This window comes from Streptomyces sp. NPDC021225 (genome assembly GCF_044332865.1).
In the GTDB taxonomy this organism is placed as follows: Bacteria; Actinomycetota; Actinomycetes; order Streptomycetales; family Streptomycetaceae; genus Streptomyces.
This window is the reverse complement of sequence record NZ_JBIRPV010000003.1, coordinates 890319-903985: the sequence shown is the minus strand read 5'-3', so window position 1 is coordinate 903985 and position 13667 is coordinate 890319. Positions and strand designations below refer to the sequence as shown.

At 71.7% G+C, this 13667-nt stretch carries 8 protein-coding genes; all 8 read left to right on the top strand.

Going from position 1 to position 13667, the window contains the following annotated elements:
• Positions 1-475 precede the first annotated feature (475 nt).
• A complete protein-coding gene (locus tag ACH4S9_RS17680; protein ID WP_358843401.1) occupies positions 476-1954 on the top strand; it encodes a sugar transferase in 1479 nt (492 codons plus the stop codon).
• Positions 1955-2037: 83 nt separating this feature from the next.
• On the top strand, positions 2038-3363 hold the full coding sequence (locus ACH4S9_RS17675; protein WP_398372739.1) for a nucleotide sugar dehydrogenase: 1326 nt from the start codon (positions 2038-2040) through the stop codon (positions 3361-3363).
• On the top strand, positions 3353-4633 hold the full coding sequence (locus ACH4S9_RS17670) for a glycosyltransferase family 4 protein (RefSeq protein ID WP_398372737.1): 1281 nt from the start codon (positions 3353-3355) through the stop codon (positions 4631-4633). The genes ACH4S9_RS17675 and ACH4S9_RS17670 overlap by 11 nt, the downstream gene beginning before the upstream one ends.
• Positions 4630-6006, top strand: a complete 1377-nt coding sequence (locus ACH4S9_RS17665) for a Wzz/FepE/Etk N-terminal domain-containing protein (protein ID WP_398372735.1) — start codon at positions 4630-4632, stop codon at positions 6004-6006. The genes ACH4S9_RS17670 and ACH4S9_RS17665 overlap by 4 nt, the downstream gene beginning before the upstream one ends.
• The gene (locus ACH4S9_RS17660) at positions 6003-7523 is read left to right on the top strand and encodes a Wzz/FepE/Etk N-terminal domain-containing protein (protein ID WP_398372733.1); all 1521 of its coding nucleotides are present in this window, start codon (positions 6003-6005) and stop codon (positions 7521-7523) included. Before ACH4S9_RS17665 ends, ACH4S9_RS17660 begins: the two co-directional genes overlap by 4 nt.
• Positions 7524-7526: 3 nt before the next feature.
• Complete coding sequence (asnB, locus tag ACH4S9_RS17655; RefSeq protein ID WP_398372731.1) at positions 7527-9461, top strand: asparagine synthase (glutamine-hydrolyzing); 1935 nt, start codon at positions 7527-7529, stop codon at positions 9459-9461.
• Between the two features lie 17 nt (positions 9462-9478).
• On the top strand, positions 9479-11683 hold the full coding sequence (locus tag ACH4S9_RS17650) for a bi-domain-containing oxidoreductase (RefSeq protein WP_385349119.1): 2205 nt from the start codon (positions 9479-9481) through the stop codon (positions 11681-11683).
• Positions 11680-13665, top strand: coding sequence for an alginate lyase family protein (locus tag ACH4S9_RS17645; protein ID WP_398372729.1), 1986 nt, complete (start codon positions 11680-11682; stop codon positions 13663-13665). The genes ACH4S9_RS17650 and ACH4S9_RS17645 overlap by 4 nt, the downstream gene beginning before the upstream one ends.
• Positions 13666-13667: the final 2 nt, after the last annotated feature.

The following is a 13667-nucleotide window of genomic DNA, read 5'->3' as shown; positions in this document are numbered from 1 at the left end:
AAGCTTGCGCACAATTTACACACATCCTCTCTACACACCGGCCCCGATGGTCTAGATTGACCGTGCTTCAGCCGTTCGGGCACGAGGCGACCACTAATGATCTATAGGTCCGGCGCTACGGAAGGCCAGCAGTCGCCTCCCCGGCGCCAGACGTGGGGGTGGATCAGTTCTTTGGGCCCGAGAGGGGCCTTGGGTGCGGGGAGCACCCGAGGTTTCGACGGGTTCCGGCGCACGCCGCAACTCGAGGGGCTGGCGGGGCAGGCGAGCCTGCTGCCGCCAGGGTGGGTTGTTCAAGTAGCGCTGAGATAGCCGGGATGTCATGCGGGGGGGCGGGGGCCTCCCGGGGGGAGGAACAGCGCGGCGCGGGGGGCGGGGGCCTCCCGAGGGGAGGGACAGTACGGGAGGCGGGGGCCTCCCGAGGGGGAGGAACAGTGTTGGGCGAACACGTCGAATCACTGGGGACCTGGGGGGTTCTGTGCGGCGAGGGGGATTAGTCAGCCCGTTTCCGTCAGCGCGCGGGCGTCTGGCGGACGGGGCAATCAGTCAGCCCGCGATCGACTGGGAGCAGCGGTACCGCCGTACCGTGATCACCAGCGATACCGTGGCCACCGCCTTCGTGGTGGCGGCGATCGGCAACTTCTTCGGGGCCCGGGACGCGGCCAACTGGCACGAGAAATGGGGAATTCTCGCATTCGGCACCGAGCTGCTGGTGCTGGGGGCGCTTGCGGTGAGCCGGTCGTGGGCTCCGGCCGTACTCGGCCAGGGCGCCGAGGAATTCCGCCGGCTCGGACGCTCGCTGTTCACGGCGACCGTCGTCCTGGCGCTCGGCGGGATCGCCCTCACCTCGCGCAACATCAAGCTCTGGATCTTCGTCGCGATCCCCGCGATCGCGCTCACCACCATGACCGCGCGATATCTGCTGCGCCTCTGGCTGCACAGAGAGCGCAAGGAGGGACGGTGCCTGAGACCGGTGCTCGCTGCCGGGAGCCCGGCCACCGTACGCGACCTGATCACCCGGACCCGCAAGTTCCCGCACCTCGGCTGGCGGGTGGAAGCGGTGTGCACGACGGACGGTCTCGGGCTCGACGGTGACCACCTGGACGGAGTGCCGGTCGTCGGCCGACTGACGGACGTCGCGGGCCACGTCCGCCGCGACGGCTACCGTGTCGTCGCGGTCACACCGGACCCGCACTGGACACCGGACCGGCTCCAGCGGCTGGCCTGGAACCTCGAAGGCAGCGACGCCGAGATGATCGTGGCCCCCGTGCTGATGGAGGTGGCCGGCCCGCGGCTGCACGTCGACGCGGTGCTCGGGATCCCGTTGCTGCGGGTCAGCATGCCGACCTTCACCGGGGGCCGCCGGGCGGTCAAAGGGGTCGTCGACCGGATGGGCGCGGCGATCCTGCTGATGCTGTTCGCGCCGCTGATGGTGTTCGTCGGGCTGCTCGTGCTGGTGGACAGTCGGGGTGGGGCGTTCTACCGCCAGCGCAGGGTCGGCAAGGACGGCCGCGAGTTCACCATTCTCAAGTTCCGCACCATGGTCGCCGGGGCTGACGGGGCACGTGCCGAGCTGGCCGACCTCAACGAGGGCGCCGGCCTGCTGTTCAAGCTCCGCCGGGATCCGCGGGTGACCAGGGTGGGAGCAGTGCTGCGCCGGTACTCGATCGACGAGCTCCCGCAGCTTTTCAACGTGCTCACCGGATCGATGTCGCTCGTCGGTCCGCGGCCTCCGTTACCGGAGGAGTCCGCCGCGTACGGCCCGGACATCCGGCGGCGGCTGCTGGTCAAGCCCGGACTCACCGGCCTGTGGCAGATCAGCGGACGCAGCGACCTGCCGTGGGAGGAGGCGGTCCGCCTCGACCTGCGGTACGTGGAGGACTGGTCGCTCGCGCTCGACACAGTGATCTTGTGGAAGACGCTGCGTGCGGTGCTCCAAGGGCAGGGGGCCTACTGATAACGCGGGGGGCCGCAACTCAACGGTGGCGCCAACGCACGGATCGCAGGCCGGAGGGGCCTGCCTGGGGGGAGGAACGAGTCATGAGAGTCAGCGTTTTCGGGCTCGGCTACGTGGGCTGCGTGTCGGCCGCGTGCCTGGCCGGCATGGGTCACGAGGTCATCGGGGTGGACGTGAACCAGGTGAAGGTCGACCTGGTCAACGACGGCAAGGCCCCGGTGGTCGAGGAGCGGATCGGCGAGCTCATCGCCGAGGTCGTGCGGACCGGGGCGTTACGCGCCACCGGCGACGTCCGCGAGGCCATCATGGGCAGCGAGGTGTCGCTGGTCTGCGTGGGCACGCCGTCGGAGCCCAACGGTGGCCTGTGCACCACGTACTTGGAGCGGGTCACCGAGCAGATCGGCGCCGTGCTGGCCGAGAGGGCCCAGCAGGGGGGCCGGCACACCGTCGTGTTCCGCAGCACCATGCTCCCGGGCACCTGCCTGAACCTGCTGGTACCGATCCTGGAGAAGTACGTCGGCGGCACGGCCGGGGTGGACATCGGGGTCGCGGTCAACCCGGAGTTCCTGCGCGAGGGCACGAGTGTGCGGGACTTCTTCGACCCGCCCAAGACCGTCATCGGCGAGCTCGACCCGGCGAGCGGCGACGTGGTGGCGGCGCTGTACGACGACTTGCCCGGCGAGGTGTTCCGGGTGCCGGTCCCGACGGCCGAGGCGATCAAATACGCGGACAACGCGTTCCACGGCCTCAAGATCGGCTTCGCGAACGAGCTGGGCGCGGTGTGCCAGGCGCTCGGGGTGGACTCGCACCAGGTGATGGACGTGTTCCTGGCCGACCGCAAACTGAACATCAGCCCCGCCTACCTGCGGCCCGGCTTCGCCTTCGGTGGCTCCTGCCTGCCCAAGGACCTGCGCAGCCTGGTCCACGCGGCGCAGCGGGCCGACGTCTCGGTGCCCATCCTCGCCCATGTGCTGCCCTCCAACTCCGAACATCTGCAACGCGCGGTGGAGCTGGTCGAGCGCACCGGCAAGCGCCGGGTGGGAATGTTCGGGTTGTCCTTCAAGCCCGGCACCGACGACCTCCGCGAGAGCCCGCTCGTCGAGCTGGCGGAGAGGCTCTTCGGCAAGGGTTACGACCTGCGGATCTACGACGCCAACGTGAGCCTCTCCCGGCTGATCGGCGCGAACCGCGAGTACATCGAGACCCGGCTGCCGCACCTCGCGCAGCTGCTCGCGGACTCCGTCGACGAGGTGCTCGAGCACGCCGAGGTGTGCCTGGTCGGGACCGGGGATCCGGCCGTACTGTCGGCGCTGCCCCATGGCGACGGCCCGGTGATTGTCGACCTCATCCGCCTTCCCGACGCCGAGGCGCGCCGGGCCGAACCGGGGTACATGGGCCTTGCTTGGTGACACATCGTTTGGTGACACGGTCAGCGGCGACCGGCCGGACCGGCGCGCGCTGATCCTGGTGGAGAACCTGTCGGTGCCGTTCGACCGGCGGGTGTGGCAGGAGTGCACGACGCTGCGCGACGCGGGCTGGACGGTGCACGTCATCTGTCCGCGGGGGACAAAGCGGGACACGGAGCCGGAGGCGGAGATCGACGGGGTGCGGATCCACCGCTACCCGTTGCGCGCGGCCACCGGAGGGCCGGCCGGCTATCTGCGCGAGTACGGATCGGCGCTGTGGCATACGGTCCGGCTGGCCCGGAAGGTCGGCCCGGTCGATGTGGTCCACGCCTGCAACCCGCCCGACCTGCTGTTCCTGCCGGCACTGTGGCTGAAGCGGCGCGGCGCGCGGTTCGTCTTCGACCAGCACGACCTGGTACCCGAGCTGTATCTCTCCCGGTTCGGCCGCGGCGAGGATCTGCTCTACCGCGCCGTGTGTGCGCTGGAACGGCGGACCTACCGGGCCGCGGACGTCGTGCTCGCCACGAACGAGAGCTATCGGGACGTCGCGGTGCGCCGTGGCGGTCGGCGGCCGGAGGACGTTTTCGTGGTGCGCAGCGCGCCCGACATCGACCGGTTCCACCCCGTATCGCCCGAGCCGGAGCTGAAGCGCGGCAAGCCTCATCTGCTGTGCTACCTCGGCGTCATGGGCCCGCAGGACGGCGTCGACTACGCCTTGCGGGCGCTCGCGAAGCTGCGTGACGAGCTCGGGCGGACCGACTGGCATGCGGTGTTCGTCGGCGGCGGGGACACCTTTGACGCGATGGTGGAGCTGTCCCGGCGGCTCGGGCTCTCGGAGCAGGTGCAGTTCACCGGGCGCATTCCGGACGCCGACCTGGTGCGCTACCTGTCCACCGCGGACGTGTGCCTCTCCCCCGACCCGCACAATCCGCTCAACGACGTGTCGACCATGAACAAGGTCCTGGAGTACATGGTGATGGGCCGGCCGATCGTCTCGTTCGACCTCCGGGAGGCGCGGGTCTCCGCCGGTGACGCCGCCGTCTACGCGCCCGCCAACGACGAGGCCGAGTTCGCGGGGCTCATCGCGCTGCTGCTGGACGATCCGGAGCAGCGCACCCGGATGGGCAAGATCGGCCAGGAGCGGATCAGTGGTTCGCTCTCCTGGCGGAACTCGCAAGCGTCGCTGCTCGCCGCCTACGCCGCTGCCTGCCGTGGCCACGCTCCGGTGTCGGCGGGCGACCCGGACCGGGCAGGGAAGAGGCCGCGCCGTTGAGCGATGACACGATACGCCTGGTCACGATCGGGCGGATTATCCGTCGGCGCCGGCGGTTCCTCATCATCCTCGCCGTGGTGGGCGCGCTCGTCGGCTACGGCACCTCTTTGCTGTTTCCGCCGCGTTACACGACGTCGGCATCGGTACTGCTGCCTGGGGCGTGGCAGGAGCGCGAGCTGCTGACCCAGGTGGAGATCGCGACCAGTTCGGTGGTGGTCGACCGCGCGGCCGCCACGCTCGGCTGGCACGGGGTCAGCGGCAGCGAGCTGCGGGATCGGGTGAGTGCCAAGGCCGCCGACGGGAACATCATCAAGATCTCGGGCACGGCCGACACCCCGGAGCGCGCACAGAGACTCTCCGACCAGATGGCCCAGCAGTTCGTCACGTTCGCCGCGCGGATCGTGGGCGACAACACCGACCCCGAAGCGGCGACGCGGCCCGAGGCGCTGCGGCAGATGGTGGCGAAGACCAGCCGCCGCATCACCGAGCTGGCCGATGCGGCGGATCCGGGGCAGACCGTGGAGAGCGTGCAGACCCGCACCGAGCTGACGAAGCTGCGCACCACACTCCAGGAGGCCGTCAACAAGCTGGACCAGGCCGACCCGGCCGCCAACAAGGCCAACATGGTCGTCATGGGGCCGGCGGCCCGGCCGGCCGGCGAGGCACCGCCGACGAGGATGCAGCTCATCGTCGCCGGGGCGCTGCTGTTCTTCCTGCTCGCGGTCATCGGCCATCTCACCGCCGCACGGATGAGTGGCCGGCTGCGCACCGAACCGGAGATCGCCGCGGCGCTGGGCTCGGTGCTGCTGGGTACCGTCGACGTACCTGGTGAACGGCGCGCACACCGGCCGGAAGGCCGTGGCGCGTGGGCCCGGATCCGCCGGCTGCTGGGCGTCGACAGCCGGTGGGACATACCGACCCCGCGGACGTCCGGCGACGAGACCGGCAGGCGGATCCGCTACCGGCGGGTGTGCGCCCGCCTCCGGGACCAGCTGCCGGCCCCCCGGCGGCTGCTGGTTGCCGTCCCGGACGGCGACGAGATCGCCCGCCGGGCCGCCGGGCAGCTCGTCGCCGAGGCCGAGAGCGGCCCCTCCCCAACCATGCTGCGGATGGTGGGGGTTTCGGTGTCCCAGCCGATGGTGCCGGACCGCGACAACGAGTCCGGTGTCCTGGTCGTGCTCAGCGCGGGCAGCTGGACCGCAGGGGAGCTCGCCGGCATCGCCGAGGCGTGTGCGGACGCGGGGCACGAGGTCGTCGGCATCGTCCTCGCCGGCACGGTCCGGGCCCGTCCGACGCGGGCTGCCGACCGTCCTCGGGATCCCGCCACGCCGGTGCTCGCGGCCCGCGACCACGCGACGGAAGGTTCAGGGTGACGACGAGTACGACTTCGGAGTCGTCGGCCGCCGCTCCGCTGCTGGATCTACAGGCGCTGGTGGTGGCGGTGCGGAGGCGGCGCCGCCTCTGGTGCTCCATGGCGCTGCTGGGGCTGCTCGTCGGCGTGGCGGTGGCGGTCCTGCTGCCGCCACCGCCGACCGCGGTGACCAAGGTGCTGGTCGCGCATCAGGAGGACCAGCCGAACGACCCCGGAACGCTGATCCGCACCGACGTCGCGCTGCTGCACACCACGCGGATCGCCGGTAAGGCCCTGAAGTCCCTCGGGTCCCCGGAAAAACCGGAGGACTTCATGCAGGACTACGGGGGTACCGGCTTGACCAACAACCTGCTCCAGATCAATGTGACGGGTGACAGCGACGCGGAGGCGATGGCCCGCGCCAAGGCGCTGGCCGACGCGTTCGTCGCGGACCATGTGCGGCGCATACGGGAATCCGCGAACGCCGAGGCCAAGACCCTGCTCGACCAGCGTGACCGAATGCGGGACGAACTCGCCCAGGTCAACAAGGCGATCGAGGACGGATCGCCGGAGAGCGGGCCGAAGGCGTCGGCGAACATGGAGTCGCTCTTCGCCCGCCGGGCCGAGCTCACCTCGCGGATCACCGATTTCGGCCAGCGCGCCGCGGAGGCGCGCATCGGCACGCCCCGGGTCATCGCCGGCACGCAGATCGTGGACGCCCCGCGCGCGGTGCGGCACTCCCTGCCCAGGACCGCTGCCACCAACGCCGCGATCGGGCTCGTCCTCGGTCTCGTCCTCGGGCTCGCGGTGGCCGCGGTCGGTGTGGTGGTGGCGGACCGCCCCGTGCTGCGCCGGGACATCGCGGCGAACCTGGGCGCCTCGGTCATCGCGGAGCTGCCCCGCCGGTCGGGCAGGCTGTGGCAGCGCCGACGGATCCGGGCGGCACGGACGAGGCTCACCACGTCCCTGGCCCGCACCGTGCGCGGCTCCGCGGAACCGGTGTCGCTGCTGGAACTCGGCTGTGCGCGCAGCACGAGCGTGATCGCCCTGGACCTCGCCGGGGCACTGGCACCGGACGGGCCAGTGGTGATCATCGATGGTCTGCCCGGCCCGCAGCTCGCGGGCCGCCGCCAGAAACCAGGAGACCCGACCGTGGTCAGCGGCGAGCGTGCCGCGGCCGTGTCTCATGAGGAACGCCGGTTCGGCGTCGGCTCGGTGGCGCCCGGCACGGCGTGGACCGACCTCCAGTACCTCGGCGCCCGGACCGTGCTCGTCGTGCGTGCCGGGCACGGCAGCGCCGCATGGCTGCACACCGTGGCGCGGCACCTCGCGGACCAGGGCATTCCGGTGGTCGGTGTGGTGCTGATCGACCCCGATCCGCGTGACCGGACCGACGGCACGCTGTGGGACGGGCCGCACACCGGGCTGCGCGGCCAGAACGAGCGGCCGGCCCGGCAGAACGGGACGGGCCGGCGGCGGACGGAGCGGCTGCCGATGTGGGCGGGACGGGTCCCGGACAGCGACCAGGAGGCGCGGTAGGACATGTGTGGCATCGCAGGCACTTACCGATGGCCGGACGGGAAGGTCGTGACCGACCGGCTCACCGAAACCCTCGCCCACCGCGGTCCGGACGGGGCGGGCCGGTACAGCCACCCCGCCGGTGACGGCGAAGTGCACCTCGGGCACCGCCGGCTGGCCATCATCGACCTGTCCGAGACCGGCGCCCAGCCGATGGTCTCGGGCGGCCTCGTCCTGACGTACAACGGCGAGCTGTACAACGCGCCCGAGCTGCGGGCCGAGTTGGCGGCCGCCGGGGTGCGCTTCCGCGGTACCTCCGACACCGAGGTGCTGCTGGAGGCCTGGCGCCGCTGGGGCACGGACTGCCTGCCCCGGCTGCGCGGCATGTTCGCGTTCGGGATCTTCGACGAGCGAACCGGTGACCTGGTGCTCGCCCGCGACCAGCTCGGTATCAAGCCGCTGTTCCTGATCCGGCGCGGCGAGGGTCTGGTGTTCGCCTCCGAGCTCAAGGCGCTCGCCGCCGGGACCGGCGGGTCGCTGGAGGTGGACCATGCGGCGCTGGTGGCCTCGCTGCTGTACTACTGGGTGCCGGACTCACGGTGCGCGTTCCGCGAAGCGGAGAAGCTGCCGCCGGGGAGCTGGCTGAGGTGCCGACCCGACGGCCGGGTGGAGCGCGGCCGGTACTGGCACCTGAAGGACGTCGCCGCCGAGGCCCGGGAGCGGGCCCGGGGCGGCGAGCAGCCGGATGTCGCCGCCATCGTCGAGGAGTCGACTCGGCGCCACCTGCTCTCCGACGTACCCGTGGCGACCTTCCTCTCCGGCGGTCTCGACTCCAGCTACCTGACCGCGCTGGCGGCCCGCGACCAACCCGGGATCTCCGCTTACACGATCGGGTTCCGCGCCGAGGACGCCAGGTTCGAGGCGATGCCGGACGACCTGCGCTATGCCCGGCGGGTGGCCGAGCGGTTCGGTGTCGACCTGCATGAGATCGAGATCGCTCCGAACGTGCTCGAACTGCTGCCGCGGATGACGTACCACCTGGACGAGCCGATCGGCGACCCCGCCGCGATCAACACGTTCCTGATCTGCTCGGCCGCCCGGGAGGCCGGGGTCAAGGTGATGCTCTCGGGGATGGGCGCCGACGAGCTGTTCGCCGGGTACCGCAAGCACCTGGCCAATCTGATCGCGCTGCGCTACCAGCGCGTCCCGCGGCCCCTGCGGCGCGGCCTGTCCAGGGCCGTGGACCGGCTGCCGGTCGCCACGGCCCGCCGGGGGTACCGGTCGGTGCGCTTCGCGAAGCGGTTCCTCTCCTTCGCCGATCTGCCGGAGGAGACCGCGTTCCGGCGCAGCTACACCATGTACGACCAGGACGAGCTGCTCGCCCTGGTCGATCCGGACCTGGCCGGCACGGTCGAGGACGTGCTGACCGAGCACGCGGATATCTACCAGGACAACGACCTCGACGACTTCGTCAACCGCATGTGCCTGGGCGACGCCCGGATGTTCCTGCCGGGCCTGAACCTCACGTACACGGACCGGTCGAGCATGGCCGCGTCGACCGAGGTGCGGGTGCCGTATGTGGACGTCGAGGTGGTCAGGGCGGCGTTCGCCGTGCCCGGTGATCGCAAGATCGTCGGACGGCAGGGCAAGGCCGTCCTCAAGGAGGCGGCCACCTCGATCCTGCCCCGGGAGATCGTCTACCGGCCCAAGGGCCTGTTCAGCGCCCCGCTGCGGGCCTGGATGAGCCGGGATCTGGCCCCGCTGGTACGAGAGGTGGTGCACGACGGCGTGCTCGTCAACTCCGGGCTTCTGCGCCGCGACGCGCTGGCACGCATGGCCGCCGAGGACGCCGCCGGGCAGCGGGACTTCTCCAAGCATCTGTGGCATGTGCTGACCCTCGAGTACTGGTATCGCGACGCGACCTCTGGGTCCGGCCAGAGCACTCGGTTAACGGCTTAGGAATCAGAGGAGTTCGGGTGAAACAGGTTGTGCAGAACTACAAGAGCGGCGAGCTGGCGCTGCTCGACGTGCCGGTGCCGGGGTGCAAGCCGGGCGGTGTGCTGGTCCGCAGCGCCTACTCGCTGATCTCCACCGGGACCGAGCTCATGAAGGTGTCCGAGGCCGGCATGTCGATGCTGGGCAAGGCCCGCTCCCGGCCGGACCAGGTGGCCAAGGTCGTGCAGAGCGTGGCCACCAACGGGGTGGGCGCCACCTACCGCAAGGTGATGGGCAAGCTGGACTCCTACACGCCGCTGGGCTACTCGCTGTGCGGGGTGGTCGAGCAGGTCGGCTCCGGGATCGACGATGTGAAGGTCGGCGACCTCGTGGCCTGCGCCGGCAATGAGCACGCGCTGCACGCCGAGCTGAACTGGGTGCCGAAGAACCTCTACGCCCGGGTGCCGGACGGTCTCGCGCCGCGGCACGCGGCCTTCGGCACCGTCGGGTCGATCGCGATGCAGGGCGTCCGCCGCGGCGAGCCGCAGCTCGGCGACGTGGCGCTGGTCATCGGCCTCGGGTTGATCGGGCAGCTGGTGGTGCAGTTGCTGGCCGCCTCGGGGGTCCGCGTCGTCGGGGTCGACCCCGACCCGGTGCGCTGCGAGCTCGCCGAGCGCCTGGGCGCGGCGGCCTGCGGCGATCCCGCCTCCGCGGCCGTGGAGAACTCCGTCGCCGAACTCACCGGCGGTCACGGCGTGGACCAGGTGTATCTGGCCGCCGGCGGTGGCAGCAACCAGCCCGTGGAGCTGGCCGCCCGGCTGTGCCGGGACCGCGGCCGGGTCGTCGACATCGGCAAGTGCCGCCTGGACCTGCCGTGGAACGCGTACTACGAGAAGGAGCTCGACGTCCGGTTCTCCCGCAGTTACGGCCCCGGGCGCTACGACCCGGAGTACGAGCTGGAGGGGCGGGATTACCCGATCGGCTACGTGCGCTGGACCGAGCGCCGCAATCTGGCGTGTTTCCTCGATCTCCTCGCCCGCGGCCGCGTCGACGTGGAGCCCTTGGTCTCCCGGATAGCCGACTTCGATGACGCCGTCGAGACGTACCAGCGCCTGAAGGACGGCGACCTGAAGGCCGTGGCTGTGCTGTTCCGGTACCCCGACCGCCCCGACCGAGCTGCGGAAACGGAGGCCCCGGCGGTTGCCATGCCCGCGGTGACGAGAGCCGGCGGCGGAGTGTCCGCCCCGGCCCGGTCCGCCAAGGTGCCGGTGCGGCTGGCGTTCGCCGGCGCGGGAAACTACGCGACGTCGATGCTGCTGCCGCATCTGGCGCGGCGCGACGGCGTCGAGTTGTCCACGGTCGTCACCACGACGGCGCTGTCCGCGGCCAACGCGAAGCGGAAGTTCGGCTTCGCCGAGGCGACCACCGATCTCGACGCCGTGCTCGGCGACCCGTCCATCGACGCGGTGTTCGTGGTCACCCGCCACAGCTCGCACGCCGAACTGACCCAAAGGGCGCTGCTGGCCGGCAAGGCGGTGTTCGTGGAGAAGCCCCTGGCCCTCACCGAGGACGAACTGGTCTGCGTGCTCGCGGCGGTGGAGGAGTCCGGCAACGACCGGCTGCAGGTGGGCTTCAACCGCCGGTTCGCACCGCTGCTCAATGAGGCCAGGAAGCGGTTCGGCGCCCGGACCGGGCCTGGACACGTCCGCTACCTGGTCAACGCGGGCCGGCTGGACCACGGCAGCTGGTACCTCCAGCAAGGCACCGAGGGCTCGCGGTTCGCCGGCGAGGGCGGGCACTTCATCGACACGGCGAGCTGGCTGCTCGAGGCCGACCCGGTCTCGGTGTATGCGCTCTCCACGCCCGGCAACGAGGACAGCGGTGACATTCAGGTTGTGCTGCGCTACCCGGGCGGGTCCACCGCCACCCTCAGCTACGTCACCACCGGCCCGGCCGGCTTCCCCAAGGAGACGCTGGACCTGGTCGCGGACGGCCGCGCGCTGCGGCTCGACGACTTCGTCCGTGCCGCTGTGTACGACGGCCGCAAGCGGTGGATCAGTTCTCGGCTGCCCAAGGCCCGGGACAAGGGCCAGCGCGCCGAGCTGGACGCGTTCCTCGAGGCCGTGCGGACCGGCGGGCCGATGCCGGTGCCGCTGGAGTCGCTGGTCGCCACCACGGCGGCCACCCTCGCCGTGCAGACCGGCCTGGCCGGCGGCGCACCGGTGACGTTGGCGAGGGCGCGATGACTGTGAACTCGGGGAGCCCGAGCTGGTACCTGCGGCGGCTGTCCCGGATGGGACCGCGGGAGGTCGGCGGCCGGGTGGGCGACGCGGTGCGCAGGCGGCGGTGGCGGTCGGCGCGGCCGGACTGCCCGAGCGTGACCGGCGCGCGGTTCACCGCGGCGCTGCCCGCGGGGACGATCGCCGCGGTGCCACCGGACGCCGCGAAACGTCTCATCGCCGAGGCGGACCGGCTGATGGCCGGGCACGCCGAGTTTTTCGGGGTGGTCCGCGACGACCTGGCCGACCCGGACTGGTGGTACGACCCGAAGACCGGGCGCCGGGCTCCGTGGGGCTACGCCTTCGACGTGCCGTACCGGGACGAGGACGCGGTCGGGGACATCAAGCAGATCTGGGAGCCGTCCCGGCATCAGTACCTCACCCAGCTCGCCGCCGCCTACGCGATCACCGGGGACGAGCGGTACGCCGAGCGAGTGGCCGAGCACCTGCGGTCGTGGTGGGCGGGCAACGCGCCGCTGCGCGGGGTGCACTGGACCAGCGGCATCGAGCTGGGGATCCGGCTGCTGTCCTGGGTGTGGATCCGTCGGCTGCTCGACGGCTGGCCGGGCGCGGCCGGGCTGTTCGAGGGCAACCCGGTGGCGCTGAACCAGATCTGGCACCACCAGCGCTGGCTGGCCGCCTTCCCCAGCCGGGGGTCTTCGGCGAACAACCACGTCATCGCCGAGGCCGCCGGGCAGTTCGCCGCGGCCTGCGCGTTCGGGTGGTTCCCCTCCTCGGCGCGCCTGCGAGCCGACGCGCTGCGGTCGCTGGAGCGGCAGCTGCGCAGCAATACCTTCGGCTCCGGCCTCAACCGCGAGCTGGCCACCGAGTATCACGGCTTGGTGCTGGAGCTCGGCCTGGCCGCGGTGGCCGAGGCGGATGCCGCGGGCGTGCCGGTCCCCGCCTCGATCCGGCTGGTGCTGCTGCGGATGACCGACGCGCTCGCGGCCATCGTGGACAACCGGCTACGGCCGCCGCGCCAGGGGGACGCGGACGACGGGCACGGTCTGGTCGTGGACGGCGCGGGCACCGACCGCTGGGCCTCGCTGCTGGCCACCGGGGACGCCGTGTTCGGCCGGCTCGCCTGGTGGCCGACGGTGACCGGCACCGATGTGCGCACCCCGCTGCTGGCCGCGCTCATCCGGCCGTACTCGAAAGACGGAACCGCGCCGGCCGTGTCCCGCCCGCCGAGCCGACCGGCTCATTTCGCCGACGCGGGGCTCACCATCCTGCGCGGTCCGGCGGAGATCTGGTGCCGCTGCGACGGTGGTCCGCACGGATTCCTGTCCATCGCCGCGCATGCTCACGCGGACGCGCTGTCCGTGGAGGTCCGGCACGACGGGGTCGATGTGCTCGCCGACCCGGGGACGTACTGCTACCACGGGCAGCCCGAGTGGCGGCAGTACTTCCGGTCGACCCTCGGCCACAACACCCTGCGAATGGACGGCGGTGACCAGTCCGTCTCCGGCGGCCCGTTCCTGTGGACCCGGCATGCCCGCAGCCGCGTCCTGGTCGCGGACGCATCCGGCGCCTCCGACCGGGGGACGGCCCGCTGGTGTGCCGAGCACGACGGTTACCAGCCCTCCGTGCACCGCCGCCGGGTGGAGCTGACGGCCGCGGCCAAGGAGCTGAGGGTGGTCGACGAGGTGCGCGGCCCGCGCCGGGCCGTGCACCTGGCGTTCCACCTCGGCCCGGCGATCGCCGCGGACCTGGTGGGAAACCGGGCATCGCTCACCTGGACCCGGGACGGCGAGGACCGCTCCGCGGTGCTCGACCTGCCCGGGCAGCTGCGCTGGCGGGCGCATCGCGGCGAGAGTGACCCGCCGCTGGGCTGGTACTCCGCCGGCTTCGGGCGCAAGGAACCCACCACCACGCTGGTCGGCACCGGCTTCGCCGACGGCGCTGCGCTGTTGGGGGAGTTCACCACCGTACTCAGGTTCCACGGCTAGGG